Raw genomic sequence first — 15,576 nt, forward strand, 5'->3', positions numbered from 1 at the left:
CGTTTGCAGTACCGAGGCATCGGGCGCTGGCGCGTCACCCGATGCCTTGAGCCAGACGCCGGGTTGACGGCCTTTGGGTGAGACTCTCCGCTTACTCCTCGATCACCTCATGCACGCCCTGGCTGCCGCGCTTCCAGTAAGCGGCCGCCTTGGTCCATTTGGGGTGGGCGGCGTACTGGGTAATAAGGGCATGGCGCAGCGTCTTGGCAGCCGCCGACTCCAGTGCCACCCAGCAGTAATAGTCGCCAGCAGGTGCATTCAGCTGCGACAGGGCTTGCAGCAGACCGTCTGCGTCGCCCGCAGGGCGGCCATTGCGGTGCACCCAGTAGACCTGCCCCAGGGCTGCACTGGGCAGGGCCTGCTCGTCGGCGGCGCTGTCCACTTCCACCACTGCAACTACGCGCGTGCCTGCGGGCAGCTCCTGCAGGCGGCGGGCAATCGCGGGCAGGGCAGTGTCGTCGCCAATCAACAGGTGGCCATCAAACGCAGCAGGAATGATGAAGGAGCCGCGCGGCCCGGCAATGCCCAACTGCTGGCCAGGAGCAGCTTGCAATGCCCATGCAGTGGCGGGGCCTGCCTCGTGCACGGCAAAGTCAATGGACAGCTGCTGGGCATCCGCGTCATACGAATGCGGCGTGTAATCGCGCATCGAGGCGCGCAACGCCGGGGGCAGGCCATCGGACTCCATCGGCGGCACTTGCAGCTGGCCGCTGGCATCGGGAAAAAGCAGCTTCACATGGTCATCAAACCCCTGGCTCGCAAACCCCGCCAGATCGCTGCCCTGTACGGTGATGCGCAGCATGTGCGGTGTGAGGCGATGAACGGATTGAACGGTAGTGCGGCGCAGCTGAATGTCGTGGCGCACACGCTGCGGCGTGCGGGCGGCCAGCAGCTCGGTAGAAGGCGGGGTGGGCAGGCTCAGTTGCAAGGTCATGGATAGCTCATTCGATAATTAAGATATATCTTAATATTAAATGAGAATTATTCTTGATGTGAAAAGAGCCGCACTTTCCCTATCAGGCTGATGGTTTTTCAAGACCCTGTGGGTCTTGGCAGGCAATACGGAATGCTGCGCGCCCGCAACCCCTGGGCAACCTTTAGACGATCTATAGGCCCGCCGCCAGCCCCGCATACCACCCGCGCGTGAAAGCCTCTTCAAACACCGAGTAGCCCGACCAGTCGCTGTGGGCGAAGTGCAGGCGGGCGGTGCTGGGGGTGGGGTACTTTGCATTAGATAGCGAATGGCGCGCACCCGTTGGGCGCCAGTGGCCGATCTGGCTTAAAACGGTTTGCGCGCCGGGCTTGGGGATGGCCATGGCGTGGCCGTAGCGCATCACGTCAATGCGGGTGGCTTTTTCGTAGATATCGGCATGGGCGCGGGCCAGGGTGGCGAGGGTCTGGTCGCGCACGCTTTCCCATGGTGCATCCAGCAGTTGCTGGCGCGCGGCGCGCGGGGTGTCTGCCGCTGCCACGCCGCCCAGGGCGCGGTAGCAGGTCAGCACCGTGGGCAACGGCTGCAGGGCATTGAGGCGCTGGTGACCGGCGTTGACGTAGCCGAGGCCACCGCGCGCCACATCGTCGTACAAAACATTGTCCCAGGCGAGTTCGGCGCCGGGCCGGTCGGCCAGCGGTTCGCGGATGTGGATGTTGGTGACAAGCCAGGGCGCCCAGTCGAGCGCCTGCACGGCGGCGTGCAGAAAATCTGGCGCATTCTGCACCACGCGCGCGGCGATGAAGGTGGGCAGCGCCACGATGCAGTGCGCGGCCTGCCAGCGCTCGATGCTGTGCGTGGCGCTGTTGTAGCTGTCGATGGTGACGCCGCCGGGCTCCTCTGCAATGCGCAGCACGGTATGGCCCGTGTGCAGCCAGCCCGCTTGCGCTGTGGGCGCTGCCAGTTGCTCGGCCAGCCAGCCGTTGCCCTGCGGCCAGGTGAGCACGGCGTCGTGCTGCTCTTCGGTGGCAGCATCTGCAGGGCCGGGGGCCTGAAAGCCGTGGCGGCTGGCAAAGTAGTGCAAGCCGGCCCAGGCAGAGACATGGCGGCAGCCTGCACCAAAGTCGTCCAGGCAGGCGTAGTCCAGGTACCAGCGCAGGTGGGCGTCGTCCAACTGGTGCTGGGCCAGCCAAGCGTCAAAAGTAATAGCGTCCAGCGCTTGGTGGGCGGGCGCCAGCCCTTGGTTTTTTTGCCAGCTACGCGCGACCGGCATGGTGAAGCGCTGCGCCTGCATGGCACTGGCCACCAGTTGCGCAAAGCGCTGGTACTGGGCCAGTGTGCTGGCGGGCACTTCGTGGGTGGGCAGCAGGCCCTCGACCCATTCGCCGTGGATGAACAGGCGCTCCTGCGGGCTGAAGCACAGGTATTCGTCGCGGTACTGCCAGCGGCCCGCCACCCGCTCACGCACACCCAGTTCTTCGAGGAGGTTTTGCACTTCGGGGGCATCGTCGCCGGGTACGGGCAGGTAGTGGGCGCCCAACGGGCAACGCAGGCCGTCGATGCTGCCGCCGCGGCTGTTGCCGCCGGCAGTGTCTTCCAGCTCCAGCAGGGCCACGTCGCCCACGCCCGCATGGCGCAGTGCGCGCGCCGCCGACAGTGCAGCAATGCCGCCCCCTGCAATCAGCACCTGCACGCGGTGGGTGCGGCTGGGTGCGGGCAGGGGCAGGCCTTGCCGCAGGCGGTCGCGCATGGCATGGCCCCGGTCCCACGATTGGCCGATAAAGCCGCCGGTGATGTGGGCCGTGCTGGTAGAGGGCGCCTGGGGCTTGCAGCTGGGCAGGGCCGCGCTGGCCGCCAGTGCGGCTGCGCTTTTCAACACGGTGCGGCGTTGCATGGCGGTCATACGGGCCATCCGCCCTGCAGCGCCTCAGGGGGGTGTTCCGCCGTCAATGCGCTACCTTTCCCCATTCGCGCTCATAGGTGTGTACCAGCACCTGGTTGGAGAGGCGGTTGACTTCGGTCGGCACGCGCGCCATGTCGGGCGGAAAATCGAACAGCAGCGGCAGGCTGGGCAGGCTCAAAAAGCGCATGCCAGCGGGCAGGGTGGCGGGCAGGCTCCAGGGGCGGCGGCTGGCGATCACAAAGCCCCATTCGCCAAAGCTGGGCACATGGGCGTGGTAGGGCGTGGCCGTGAGGCCCACCGATTCGACGGTGTTCACCACGGTCCAGAAGCTTTCACGGGCAATCAGCGGCGAGGTGGTCTGGATGACTGCAAAACCGCTGGCGGCCAGGTGCTGGCTGAGCATGGAGTAGAAGCTGTTGGTGAACAGCTTGCCCACGGCAAAGTTGGTGGGGTCGGGAAAGTCCACGATGATGACGTCAAACACTTCTTCGGTCTGCTGCACCCACTGAAAGGCGTCGGTGTTGATGATGGTGACCTTGGGGCTGTTGAGCGCATTGCTGTTGAGTGCCTGCATGCTGGGCACGTTCTTGAACAGGTCGGTCATGGCCGGGTCCAGCTCCACCAGGGTCACCGATTCGACAGAGGGGTACTTGAGCACTTCGCGCACGGCCATGCCGTCGCCGCCGCCCAGCACGGCCACCTTGCGCGGCGCGCCAAAACGGCTCATCACGGGGTGTACCAGGGCTTCGTGGTAGCGGTATTCGTCGCTTTGCGCAAACTGCAGGTTGCCGTTGAGGTACAGGCGCGTGCCGCGCTTGCCCTGGGTGACGACGATGCGCTGGTAGGGCGTGCTGCGCGCCAGCACGATGGGTTCCTGGTAGAAGTGGTCTTCGGTGAGCGAGGTGATTTTGTCCGCCCCCGCCAGACCGCCGATCAGCGCGCCGATGACCAGCAGGCAAGCCAGCGCATGGCTGGTGTAGCGGCGCAGCTCGCCCTTGAAGAGGAACAGCGCCCACACGGCCACCAGCGCGTTCAGCAGGCCGAACACCAGGCCGGTGCGGATCAGCCCCAGGTGCGGCACCAGCAGCAGCGGAAACGCCAGCGACACGGCCAGCGCGCCCAGGTAATCAAAAGTCAGTACCTTGGAGACCAGATCGCGCAGCACGACGTTGCGCTTCAAGATGCGCATGACCAGCGGAATCTCCAGCCCCACCAGCGTGCCCACGACGAGCACGGTGCCGTACAGCATCCAGTGGAAAGCCGTGGGCACGTAGGCATTGACGAGCGAGAGCACGGCGGGCAGCGCCCCGCCCACCAGGGCCACCATCAGCTCGATGCGCAGAAAGTGCGCCGGCAGCTCGCGCACCAGGTAGCGCGAGAGCCACGAGCCGATGCCCATGGCAAACAGGTAGGTGCCGATGATGGTGGAGAACTGCAGTACCGAATCGCCCAGCAGGTAGGACGCCAGCGCGGCTGCGGCCAGCTCGTACAGCAGGCCGCAGGCCGCGACGACGAATACGCTGAACAGCATGGCGATTTCCAGCGGGCTGGCGCGGCGGGGCAAATCCTGCGGATTGGCAGCGATGCCGGGGCCAAAGTCCAGCGCGTCGTGCGCGTCGCGGGCGGTGGTATCGGCAGGGGGCGAAGAAGACACGGGGCGAGATGCCTGCAAAAAGCAGGAATAAAGGTCAAAACAGCCGTTGACGCCCTATCAAAAAGCGCTAACAGCTATGTATTTGATAGTAAAAGCGCTGGCTAGCCGATCGCTGCCGCCACGATGATGCTGATGCCCAGGCACATGGCGGCCACCACCACGCCCAGGGCGAGGTTCTGCTTTTCGACAATCTCGCCCCACATGTCTACCGGGGTGAGCTTGTCGATGATGAGAAAGCAGATCCAGAACACCACCACGCCCACCAGGGCAAACAGGATGGAGCCAAAGAACGCATTCGGGTGAAACCAGTCGAGATTCATCACAACACTCCTCTATCAAGGCAGGCTACGCGCACCAGGGCGCTGCTTGCCGGTATCAAAACCAAGGGCACGCCCGCCCGGTAACGGGCTTGGGCGCGCCCCGCTATTTGTGGCTTCCGCCAGAGCTGTAGCCGCCCCACGATCCGCCCGAAGACCGGCTGCTGCCGGTGCTGCACTTGCTGACGTAGGTGGGATCGGCCGCCAGTTTGCGCCGCTCATCAGCGGCATTGCAGCCGCTGGGCCACAGCCAGATCAGTAAAAAGAACAGAATGACCAGGCCGATGATGATCGGCATGCAGCCGAGCTTGGGCATGGAAAACGAGCTGCTCGCGGGCTTGAACAGTGCGAGCTGGTCGGTCATGCCAAAGGCGGCGGCGACGGTCTCGGGCGCCAGCTTGCGACCCATCGACCAGTTCACCTCGCGCCGGCCCTGTTCCAGATTGAGCAGTTGCACGCCATCCTGGCCGCGCGCGAAGTCCACATTGTCGGTCTTGTCGCCACGCACCACCGGCCAGTAGAACTCGCCCAGCACATAGGTGGTCTCTGCCAGATAGCTGTACTGCTTTTCGTAGGTCTGTTTGTTCCAGGTGGCGGTGCTGCCACCTGCACGGTAGTTGGGCGCGCCTGTCAGGGTCTTGACCAGGCTCCAGCCGTCGCTGCTGTTCACCAGAAACTGGAAACCCTGCTTGCTGTGGTAGAGCAGGTACTCGTCCCAGCCAAAGTGTTCGTCGTCGCCCGGCTCCACGCCCATGCGGTGCTGAAAACCCACCACCTGCCATTTGCTGCCCGCAAAGGTGCCTGTCTTGCCCAGCGGGATGAGCGGCTGCACCGGCTCGTCCTGCAGCGCTGCGCGCAGTTCGCCGCCGATGCCCTGCGACACATCGATGATGCTGCCGCAGCTCGGGCAGGTGAGGCTCTGCGTGGTTTGCAGCTTGATCTCGACCCGCGCCGCGCAGCGCGGGCAGTTGAAGTGCCGCCCCTTGTCCTTCTTGGTGGAGGTGTCCTTGAGCCCGGCGATCTTCAGATCCGCCAGCCTGACGGGCTCGCCCAGGTAGATGGAGGGCGGCGCGTCGCTGTAGTCGATGGACAGTACACGGTCGTCCTGCGAGCGCAGCTCCACCACGGTAAAGGGCTTGCCCAGCTCTGGCTTTTTGGGCATTTCGCCTTCGGCGGCCATCAGTTGGGCGTGCACCACGCTGGTCACGCTGTACTGCACGCCGCTGATCGCCACGTTCTGGCCCGGGCGCCAGCGGCCTTCGTCGGGCAGGTTGCGGGCGGGAACGTCGCTGGCGCGGGCGAGTACAAACTGGCCGTTGTCTTCGCTCACCACGGCCATTTCGTTGCCATCGGTCAGCGCCAGCCACTCGTTCCAGCTTCCCGTATCGCCCTTGTACTGCAGCCGCCCGATCAGGCGAAAGCCCTCGGGCTTGCCGTCCTTGCCCTTCTGGAACTGGCCGGTCTGGCCCAGCTTCAGGGGGCTGTAGTCGTTGAAGATCTCGGCCATCTTGCCGATGCGCTGGAGCACATCGCCTTCGCGGACGATGGAGCTTTGGCAGTACGGGCATACCGCATAGGCCGCTTGTGCGCTGGCAAATTCGACAGGTGCGCCGCAGCCTGGGCAGGGTGCGGTGTAGCTGCGTTGCTGGTCCGTGGTCATGGCTTGTTGTGTATGTGGTGCGCGCAATGGCTCTATTGCCGCAGGCCCCTGTCCCTCACAGGGCTGGCCGGCTGCCGAGCATCATAGCGGTATTGCGAACGCCATTGGGCCTGCCTATGCGTACCGTAGCCATGATTCATTGGACTGTGTAAATAAGAATAATTATCATCAAAAAACGCTGATAGCCCGCCCATCCAGAAAGCACGCCATGTCCAAATTCCGCAGCCTCCTTCGCAACAACCGCCAGACGCTCAGCAAGACCGCCAGCTATTACGTCATCCACATCACGGTGGCGGCCATGGTGGCCTATGCCGTCACCGGCAACCTGATTGCGTCGCTCACGCTCAGTCTGCTCGAACCCACAGTGCAGGCGTTTGCCTTCTTCTTTCATGAAAAGGCCTGGCAGCGCTGGAATGCCCGCAAGCAGGCCGCATCCGCCGATGCGGGGCTGCCTCATGCGGCGTAAGCCCGCACCCCCAGGCGGGCAGCCAGCCTGGCTTGACTGGGCGCTGCAACGCCTGGCGGCCATGGCGCGGGTGGCCTAGGGAACCTCTGCAAAACTCCCTGCCGTGGTCTGAACGCGGTCTCGGGCGATCCGCTGCGTTGTCTTTTTCGTCAATAGCTACGGCTATTGCCTTCAAAAGACGCCTTGCGGCTCATCCCGATCCGCGTCCATCCCATCTGGCGAGGGTTTTGCAGAGGTTCCCTAGATAACCGGGGTGTGGCAGGCGTGGCGGCCCCGGATACCTTTGTTTGCAGCTGCTGGCCCGGGGTTTGTGCGACAGTTGCGCATCTGCCATGAACTCGATCCAAGGAAACCCCATGCGTGCGACATCCCTTCGTCTGGGCGGCCTGGCTGCCGCTAGCGCCCTGGTGCTGGCGCTTTCGGGCTGCGATGTGGTGGGCCCGATCAGCAGCAACGCCGTGCTGTCGGACCAGGCGATTGCCGACAGGACGGCTGATTATTTCAGCAGCACCGAGGCGCATGTACAGGTGTTTGGCTTTGACCGCCGGCGCGAATCGACGCGCTACCAGGCCACATTTCAGGGCAACAAGTACAACTGCAGCATCTACATGAACCAGGTGCGCTGCGACCCTGCGGGGCAGTAAGCCCGCTTCGGATTCAGGCTTTGCCCAAATCAAACCAGCCTGCGGGCTTTTCACCTTCCAGCACCTGCAGCAGATTCGTCACCGCCATCTCTGCCATCGCGTAGCGCGTTTCGTGGGTGGCCGAGCCGATGTGCGGCAGCGCCACCACCTTGGGGTGGGTGCGCAGGGGCGATTCCACCGGCAGCGGCTCGGTGGCGAATACGTCCAGGCCCGCGGCGCGGATCTGGTCGGTGTCCAGCGCGTGCAGCAGGGCGGCTTCGTCGATGATCGCGCCGCGCGAGCCGTTGATGACGATGGCGCTGGGCTTCATCAGCGCAAAGGCGTCGGCGTTCAGCAGGTGGCGGGTCTCTGGGGTGGACGGCAGCATCGAGACGATGAAATCGGCCTCGCGCAGCAGCGCCTCGCGCTCCACAAAGCGCACATGGCCAGCCAGGGCGCCCAGCTCGGCTTCGGGCACGGCGCTGCGGTTGTTGTAGATGACGGGCATGCCAAAACCCAGCGCCGCGCGGCGGGCCAGCGCCAGGCCAATGCGGCCCATGCCCAGAATGCCCACGGTCTTGCCATGCACGTCCCAGCCAAACAGGTCTTCGCCGATATTGCGCTGCCACTGGCCCGAGCGCACAAACAGCGCCAGCTCGGGGATGCGGCGGCTGGTGGCCATCAGCAGCGCAAAAATGGTGTCTGCCGTCGTCTCGGTGAGCACGCCCGGGGTGTGGCATAGCGCAATGCCGCGCTGGTGCAGGCTGGCCAGGGGGTAGTTGTCCACACCCACCGAGATGCTGGAGATGGCCTGCAGATGCGGCGCGCTGTCGAGCAGCGCGTCGGTGATGGGGTAGCTGGAGCCAATCAGCGCCTCGGCCTGCGGCAGGGCGGCAAAAAAGGCGTCGCGCTCGCCCGGTATGCGCGGGTTGGCAACCGTCACCGCATGCGCGGCTTGCAGGCGGGCGAGCTGGTCATCCGGCAGCTCGCGGAAAACCAGTACCTGGCGGCGTGTGGATGGGGTCATGGCAGAGCTCCTGGGCGTTGGAATAGGTTCAGTAGCCAGCGGCCGTCAACGCGGCGCGGGTGGGCAGGCCCTCCGAATCACCGAGCACCTGCACCTGCAGCGCGCCAATCCAGCAGCCGCGCTTGACGGCTTGCGGCACGGTGCGGCCATCGAGCAGGCCGCTGATCACCCCCACGGCAAAGGCGTCGCCAGCGCCCACGGTGTCTACCACCTTGTCGACCGGGCAGCCTTCCACATAGCCGGTGCCTGCTTGTGAATCGTCAAAGTAAGCGCCTGCTTCACCCAGTTTGACGACGATGAGCCGCGCGCCCTGGTTGCGGTAGAACTGCGCAATGGCTTCGGGCGTCTTGTGGCCGGTCAGCAACTCGCCTTCTGCCAGGCCCGGAAAGACCCAGTCGGCCCCTGCGGCCAGTGCATTGATCTCGCGGCGCATCGTGGCTTCGTCTTTCCACAGCGTGGGGCGCAGGTTTGGATCGAACGAGATGGTGCTGCCAGATGCGCGCGCAACTTCCAGCGTGCGCTTGGCCGTCGCCAGGCTGGTGTCGGAGATGGCGGCAAACACCCCGGTGGCGTGCAGGTGGCGCGCCGCGGCGAGCCAGGGCTCGTCGATGTCGGCCGGCGTCATCAGGCTCGCGGCCGAACCCTTGCGGTGGTATTCCACCTGCGGGTCGCTGCCGTCGTCGGTGCGGCCCTTGATCTGAAAGCCGGTTTTCTGCGCAGGGTCCAGCACCACATGCTCGCAGTGCACGCCTTCGCTCTTCATCTGGTTGATGAGGTAGCGGGCCATCGAGTCGGCGCCCAGGCGGCTGGCCCAGTGGGTGTTGAAGCCCAGGCGTGCCAGGCCGGTGGCCACATTGATCTCGGCGCCTGCAATGCGCTTGGTAAAGAATTCAGCCTGCTCCAGCGGGCCGGGGCGGTCGGCAATCAGCAGCATCATGGCTTCGCCAAAGGTGGCGATGTCGAACGTCTTGGTGGTCATGGCTGGGTCTCTTGCGGTTGAGTTCGCGGTTCAGTGGTTTTGCTGGGCAGTGGCGTCGCGCAGTACGGCCAGCTCGTGCCGGGTAACGGCTTGCAGGTCGTCGCCGATCAGCGGGTATTCGATGGCGCGCGGCACATCGCCGGGCAAGGCGCGCAGAACGGCGCGCCAGGCGGCGGCGGATTCGGCCAGCGGCACGGCCACCCATTTGGCAGGCAGGCGCTGCACGCCCTTGGCATGCACGTAGGCCACGCGGCTGGCAAACAGCTGGGCGGCCTGCAAGGCGCACTCGCCCACGTAGTGCCAGTTGCCCATGTCAAAGGTCATGGGCAGGGGCAGGCCCGCCGCATCGGCAGCGGCAAAAAAGCGCTGCAGGGCCTGCGCGGTGCCCGCACCCACGGTCTGGTCGTTCTCGATCAGCAAGGTGATGCCAGCCTCTGCAATGGCGGCTTTGAGCGCGCCAAACCCGGTGGCCGAATGCGCGACCGATTGCCGGGCAAAGCCGCCAATCGACATCTTGAGCCAGCTGGCGCCCAGGGTCTGGGTAGCCGCAATGGCGTGCTGCAGCACGGCGGTATCGAGCGCGCCATCCATCGCAAACAGTGGCTGCGGGCAGGAGTAGACGACGTCCAGCCCCTGCGCACGTACATAGGCGGCAATGGCGGGCAGCTCGTCAGCGGCGTCGATCAGCAGTTCTTCGCGCACCTCCACCCCGCTCGCGCCTGCGGCGTGGGAGAGCCGGGCAAAGTACAGCTGGCCATGGCGGCGCACTTCGGCATTGCCAAACGATGTGAGGGAGATGAGGGCTGGCGCGCCAGCGTTGTGCACAGACAAGGCCATGGTTTTTGGTGATCTTTGCCGTTTACGCCCGTCCATCAGGCGTTAGCAGCTATCTATAAGTGAGCAAACAATCGGCAGGAACTTCGCACGTTCTCAGGAACTGGCGCGGCCCATCGACGCACACCGAGCAAGGGCCGCCCAGGGAAGGCGCCACAGGGGTGTCAATGGTTGCTGAGGATCTGGCCCAGGAACTGCTGGGTCTTGGGGTGCCTGGGGCTGTCAAAGAACTCGGCGGGCGGGCCCTGCTCGATGATCTTGCCGTCGGCCATGAAGATCACGCGGTCGGCCACGCTGCGGGCAAAGCCCATTTCGTGGGTGACGCACAGCATGGTCATGCCGTCTTCGGCCAGGCCGATCATGGTGTCCAGCACTTCCTTGACCATCTCCGGGTCGAGCGCCGAGGTGGGCTCGTCAAACAGCATGATCTTGGGCGCCATGCACAGCGCGCGGGCAATTGCCACACGCTGCTGCTGGCCGCCCGAGAGCTGGCTGGGGTATTTGCCCGCCTGGTCGGGGATGCGCACGCGCGTGAGGTACTTCATCGCGCGCTCCTGCGCTTCTTCCTTGGAAAGGCCGCGTGAGCGCATCGGCGCCAGCATGCAGTTTTCCAGAATGGTCAGGTGCGGAAACAGATTGAACTGCTGGAACACCATGCCCACTTCCTTGCGGACGGTGTCGATCGCCTTGCTGTCACCGGTCAGATCGGTGCCGTCGACGGTGATCCTGCCCTTCTGAATGGCTTCAAGCCGGTTGATGCAGCGGATCATTGTCGATTTGCCCGAACCCGAAGGCCCGCAGATGACGATACGTTCCCCGGCGCGCACGTCGAGGTTGATATCGGTCAACACCTGAAAGTTGCCATACCATTTCTCCACGCCTTGCAGGCGAATGATGGGCTGGTCAGCAGGGGTGGTCATGGTCTAGCTCCGCGGGGTATTTCAGTTCAAATCAGGCAGACGGCAGGCGTGCTCAATCCAGTTTCGGCAGATCGGCGCCCAGCCACTTCTGGTACAGCTTGTTCAGCTCGCCGTTGGCGGTGTTCTTGGCGATGAAATCGTTGACGGCATTGGCCACTTCGTCCTGGCCGGGGCGCAAGGCAACTGCCATGTTCTGCTGCAGCAGCTGGAACTTGCTTTCAAACTGGCCAGCGGGCGCGCGCTTGGCGATCTGGGCCGCCACGGTGATGGAGCAACCAATGGCATCCACCTGGCCGGACAGCAGCGCCTGCATGGCCGACGCATCGTCGTCAAAGCGGCGGATCTGCGTGCCTTCGGGGGCCACCTTGGTCACGGCCACGTCCTGCGTCGAAGCACGGGCCACGCCCACGCGCAGGCCCTTGAGGTTTTCCGGGCCCTTGATGGCGGTCTTGGTGTTGCCGAACAGCACGATCGAGGCGGCCGAGTAAGGCTTGGAGAACAGCACCTGCTTGGCGCGCTCGGGTGTGATGGCCAGCGATGCAATCAGCATGTCGACCTTGTTGGTCAGCAGGAAGGGGATACGGTTGGGGCCGGTCACGGGCACGATGTCGGCCGTCACGCCCCACTCCTTGGCCAGCAGCTTGGCCACATCGGCGTCGTAACCGTCAGGCTGGTTGCTGCTGTTGAGAATGCCGTAGGGAGGGAAATCCACCAGCATGCCGATGGTGATCTTGCCCTTTTTCTTGAGATCGGCCAGCGACTGCGCCGAAGCGCTGAGGGGCAGGAGGGCGCTGGCGGCCAGGGCGGCAGCGGCGGTGGTGAAGGTGCGGCGCGAGAGTTGCATGTTCATGTCTCCTATGGGTTGAATAACGCAACGGGAAAGGAAAAAAGGGGAAGGCAGAATTACCGGGCCAGTGCTTGGGCCTGGCGTTTTTCGAGGCGGCCCGCCCACAGGGAGAGTGGCCAGCACAGAATGAAATAGACGGCGCCTACAACACCGAACACCAGCATCGGCTGGAAGGTGGCGTTGTTGATGATCTGGCCGGCGCGCGTCACCTCGGTAAAGCCAATGATGGCGGCGAGCGACGTGCCCTTGATGATCTGCACCAGATAGCCCACCGTGGGCGCCACGGCAATCTTCATGGCCTGCGGCAGCACCACGGCGCGCATGCGCCAGTAGTACGACAGAGAGAGTGCATCGGCTGCTTCCCACTGGCCGCGCGGCACAGCCTGAATGCAGCCGCGCCAGATCTCGCCCAGGAACGCGCCGCTGTTGAGAATCAGCGCGGCGGCAGCTGCCACCCAGGGGTTGATCTCAAAACCCAGGATCGGCGCGCCAAAAAACACTAGAAACAGCTGCAGCAGCAGCGGTGTGCCCTGAAAAATCTGGGTGAAGAACGTGGCGGCGCCGCGCGCCAGCCGGTTGTCAGACGTGCGCGAGAGCGCCACGACAAGCCCCACGAGCGCCCCACCGATGAAGGCGATGGCAGACAGCGCAACCGTCCACTTGGCCGCTTCCACGATGAACCACAGTTCAGACCAACCAAAAGTACGCATGTTTGTATTCCTCAGCGACGGTCGGGGTAGTTCAGGAACATCTGGTAGATGAGCTTGAACAGCAGGTTGAAGGCCAGCGACAGCGCCAGATAGATGATGGCGACGACGATGTACACCTCGAAACTGCGAAAGGTTTCGGACTGGATGTTGGCGGCGACCGAGGTCAGGTCATCCGCCGAGATCACCGACACCACGGCCGAGCTCAGCATCAGCAAAATGAACTGGCTGGTGAGCGCCGGGTAGATCGTCTTGAGCGCGGGTTTCAAGATAACGAAGCGAAAAATCTCCCAGCGCTTCAAATCCAGCGCCAGGCCTGCCTCGATCTGCCCCTTGGGAATCGACTCGATACCGGCGCGGATGATCTCGGTGGCGTACGCGCCCAGGTTCACCACCATCGCCACGAGCGCGGCCGTCTGAGGCGACCAGCGTAGGCCGATAGCGGGCAGCGCGAAGAAAAAGAAAAACAGCTGCACCAGAAACGGCGTGTTGCGGATCAGCTCGATATAGGCGTTGATCACAAAGCGCAGCGGCGCCGGGCCCGAGGTCTTGCCCCACGCACAGACGATGGCGACCGCGAGGCCCATGGCCATGGCCAGAAAGGACAACTGGATCGTGACCCAGGTGCCCTGCAAAAGCTGGGGCCAGGCGGCCAGCACCTGGTCGAATTGGAACGTGTAGTTCATGGCGATGCGTCGCTTTGAAACCGGTTTCAGTGCGCGGAGTGTAATCGCAGGTTACGGTTTGGTTACTAGGGTTTTTTCTAGGATGCTACGTAACAGTTTCAGAAGTTGATAAAAATCAACGCTTTGGTGATGCGGTGGAGCCGCGCACAATGATGGTGCCGGGTAACTCGATCTTCCTCGCGGGGCTGTGCTTGCCCTGAATGCGCTCGATCAGGCACTGGGCGGCGGCCTGGCCCAGCGCATCGGTAGGCTGGGCCACCGTGGTGAGGCCCGGGCCCACCAGCGGTGCCCAGTCGGTTTCGTCGATGCCGATCACGCCCAGCTCCTGCCCGGGCACCCAGCCTAGCGCATGGATGGCGCTCGCCGCCCGAAGGCTGGCAACGCCATTGCCAGCCAGCACCGCAGGCCTGCGGCCCGCCTGCACGGCGGCCTGCCGCCATTGCGCCAGCTGCTGCTGCAGTTGCGGGCCATTGTGGGCCGCACTCTCCCACACCGATCCCTGCAGCACCTTGCTACGGCTTAAGTAGCGCAAAAACGCCTGCTGGCGGGCAGTGCGGGAGCTCACGCCTGCAATCGGCTCAGTCACCAGCAAAACCTCGTCAAAACCCTGGGCCTGCAGATGGTCGAGCGCGAGCTGAATGACGCCGGGGTTGTCTACCGTTACGAAATCGGCATCCATGCCTTCCATGAAGCGATCCACCAGCACGATGGGTTTGCCATGCAGCTGCGCGTCGTGCCACAGCTGGGCGCTGGTCTCGACGCGGTTGAGGATCATCCCGTCGAGCTGGTAGGCCGACAGCGCGTGCATGGCATCGCGCTCGCGGCCAGCCTCGTTGCCCAGGTTGAACAGCACCAGCAGATAGCCCGCGGCCTGGCAGGCTTTTTCAGCCCCTTGCAGCACGGCCACCGAAAACGGGTTGGTCACATCGGCCACCGCCAACCCGATGAGGCGCGTGCGCCCATGCTTGAGCGCCTGCGCCATGGGGCTGGGCCGGTAATTGAGCTGGGCAATCGCCTGTTGCACGCGCTCGGCCATGTCGGGTGCCAGGATATCGGTGCGGCCATTGAGATAGCGCGACACCGAAGCCTTGGAGACCTGCGCCGCCTGCGCCACATCGGCAATCGTGGCACGGGCCTTGGGGCGGGGCGGAGGCGAAGCGGGGCGTTGCACGGAATCAGACACAGCGGTATCCAAAAAAACCATAGCTACCAGCGCACATCCTCATTGAATTTCAAGCATGAAAACAGCCAAAACCCAACACCAGCAAGCGCCAACAGCACCAAGATTGATAAACGACCAAAACCCCGAAAAGGGACGGAGGGGCAACGGTGTATGCCTCGGCTGCGATGGTAGCGCCGAATGGGGCCGCGGGGGGCTGCGCGCGCATCAAAAGGGACGGGGTCTTGTTGGTTTTGCCAGGTCCATCAATAGGAACGGGCCCATTGTTGGCTTTGGCAGAGGGCTGCTTGCGACCCAAAGCGGAAATTCGCGGACTCTGGCCGTAGCGGACTTACTGCCGATGGTTTTCCGACTCCTTTGTCTCATAGCTGGCGAACGGGCCAGTGAAGAAAAATTCTGATGTGAGTCGATCAGCTACTACTTGTTGAGTAGGAAAATGGTCTACGAATTCGGGCCAAGCCTCCCGTACGAACTCATCCCACTTCGACACGTCAAGCTCGTAAATTTTTCCGTCGGCTATGTCGATGAATTCAAAGCCTTGCCTGCGCAGGGTTGTGGCTGCTTGCAGGGCTGCAGTTTCATGATCAGCAGCTGCGATGAAAACGGGAACGAATGCCCCGACGAGATTCGCGGGCATCTCAGCGTTGCTGCCTCGCCCAATGTGAACAGTGAGCCGAAACAGCTTTTGAATGGTCGGTTTATCTTGTTCACGCAAGAAAGAAAACATGTTCGATTTTGTCGATGTAAGTGGCTTTGTTGCATAAATCGGTTTGAGACTGAGTCTCCCCAAACCCCAGACGTAGTTATGCCACGGCCACCGTTTGGGGCGTGCCCAGCTCGGT

16 protein-coding genes are annotated in these 15,576 nt (G+C 63.7%); 2 read left to right on the forward strand and 14 right to left on the reverse strand.

Annotated elements, in window-relative coordinates; genetic code table 11:
* Nucleotides 1-91: 91 nt before the first annotated feature.
* From HNP33_RS17465 to HNP33_RS17485, 5 genes are all read right to left on the reverse strand, one after another.
* Nucleotides 92-934 carry a siderophore-interacting protein gene (locus HNP33_RS17465; RefSeq protein ID WP_184710767.1) on the reverse strand — a complete coding sequence of 281 codons (843 nt, stop codon included), beginning with the start codon at nucleotides 932-934 and terminating at the stop codon, nucleotides 92-94.
* Nucleotides 935-1,106: 172 nt separating this feature from the next.
* Nucleotides 1,107-2,834 (reverse strand): FAD-dependent oxidoreductase, encoded by a 1,728-nt coding sequence (locus HNP33_RS17470; protein ID WP_233464584.1) that lies wholly within the window; start codon nucleotides 2,832-2,834, stop codon nucleotides 1,107-1,109.
* Between the two features lie 43 nt (nucleotides 2,835-2,877).
* Nucleotides 2,878-4,365, reverse strand: a complete 1,488-nt coding sequence (locus HNP33_RS17475; protein ID WP_184710829.1) for a polyamine aminopropyltransferase — start codon at nucleotides 4,363-4,365, stop codon at nucleotides 2,878-2,880.
* A 224-nt stretch (nucleotides 4,366-4,589) separates the two neighbouring features.
* A complete protein-coding gene (locus HNP33_RS17480; RefSeq protein WP_184710764.1) occupies nucleotides 4,590-4,808 on the reverse strand; it encodes a DUF350 domain-containing protein in 219 nt (72 codons plus the stop codon).
* A 103-nt stretch (nucleotides 4,809-4,911) separates the two neighbouring features.
* On the reverse strand, nucleotides 4,912-6,465 hold the full coding sequence (locus HNP33_RS17485) for a DUF4178 domain-containing protein (protein ID WP_184710762.1): 1,554 nt from the start codon (nucleotides 6,463-6,465) through the stop codon (nucleotides 4,912-4,914).
* 208 nt (nucleotides 6,466-6,673) lie between these two features.
* Here HNP33_RS17485 and HNP33_RS17490 point away from each other — a divergent pair, with 208 nt between their 5' ends.
* Together HNP33_RS17490 and HNP33_RS17495 are read left to right on the forward strand one after the other, a co-directional pair.
* A complete protein-coding gene (locus HNP33_RS17490; RefSeq protein ID WP_184710760.1) occupies nucleotides 6,674-6,931 on the forward strand; it encodes a DUF2061 domain-containing protein in 258 nt (85 codons plus the stop codon).
* Nucleotides 6,932-7,287: 356 nt separating this feature from the next.
* Nucleotides 7,288-7,575, forward strand: coding sequence for a hypothetical protein (locus tag HNP33_RS17495; protein ID WP_184710758.1), 288 nt, complete (start codon nucleotides 7,288-7,290; stop codon nucleotides 7,573-7,575).
* A gap of 13 nt (nucleotides 7,576-7,588) precedes the next feature.
* Here HNP33_RS17495 and HNP33_RS17500 read toward each other — a convergent pair whose 3' ends face one another.
* The 9 genes from HNP33_RS17500 to HNP33_RS17540 all read right to left on the reverse strand — a co-directional run.
* On the reverse strand, nucleotides 7,589-8,581 hold the full coding sequence (locus HNP33_RS17500; RefSeq protein ID WP_184710756.1) for a 2-hydroxyacid dehydrogenase: 993 nt from the start codon (nucleotides 8,579-8,581) through the stop codon (nucleotides 7,589-7,591).
* Between the two features lie 28 nt (nucleotides 8,582-8,609).
* Complete coding sequence (locus tag HNP33_RS17505; protein ID WP_184710754.1) at nucleotides 8,610-9,560, reverse strand: sugar kinase; 951 nt, start codon at nucleotides 9,558-9,560, stop codon at nucleotides 8,610-8,612.
* 30 nt (nucleotides 9,561-9,590) lie between these two features.
* Nucleotides 9,591-10,397 (reverse strand): sugar phosphate isomerase/epimerase family protein, encoded by an 807-nt coding sequence (locus HNP33_RS17510; RefSeq protein WP_184710752.1) that lies wholly within the window; start codon nucleotides 10,395-10,397, stop codon nucleotides 9,591-9,593.
* A gap of 161 nt (nucleotides 10,398-10,558) precedes the next feature.
* Nucleotides 10,559-11,314, reverse strand: a complete 756-nt coding sequence (locus HNP33_RS17515; protein WP_184710750.1) for an amino acid ABC transporter ATP-binding protein — start codon at nucleotides 11,312-11,314, stop codon at nucleotides 10,559-10,561.
* A 52-nt stretch (nucleotides 11,315-11,366) separates the two neighbouring features.
* Nucleotides 11,367-12,164: a transporter substrate-binding domain-containing protein gene (locus HNP33_RS17520; RefSeq protein ID WP_184710748.1), complete on the reverse strand. Its 798-nt coding sequence runs from the start codon at nucleotides 12,162-12,164 to the stop codon at nucleotides 11,367-11,369.
* Nucleotides 12,165-12,217: 53 nt separating this feature from the next.
* A complete protein-coding gene (locus HNP33_RS17525; RefSeq protein ID WP_184710746.1) occupies nucleotides 12,218-12,871 on the reverse strand; it encodes an amino acid ABC transporter permease in 654 nt (217 codons plus the stop codon).
* A gap of 11 nt (nucleotides 12,872-12,882) precedes the next feature.
* A complete protein-coding gene (locus HNP33_RS17530; RefSeq protein WP_184710744.1) occupies nucleotides 12,883-13,554 on the reverse strand; it encodes an amino acid ABC transporter permease in 672 nt (223 codons plus the stop codon).
* Between the two features lie 115 nt (nucleotides 13,555-13,669).
* Nucleotides 13,670-14,737, reverse strand: a complete 1,068-nt coding sequence (locus tag HNP33_RS17535; RefSeq protein ID WP_325064951.1) for a LacI family DNA-binding transcriptional regulator — start codon at nucleotides 14,735-14,737, stop codon at nucleotides 13,670-13,672.
* A 328-nt stretch (nucleotides 14,738-15,065) separates the two neighbouring features.
* On the reverse strand, nucleotides 15,066-15,576 hold a 511-nt coding region (locus HNP33_RS17540; RefSeq protein ID WP_221452119.1), incomplete at its 5' end, for a hypothetical protein.

The sequence above is a fragment of the Comamonas odontotermitis genome (assembly GCF_014207855.1).
Lineage (GTDB): Bacteria > Pseudomonadota > Gammaproteobacteria > Burkholderiales > Burkholderiaceae_C > Comamonas > Comamonas odontotermitis_A.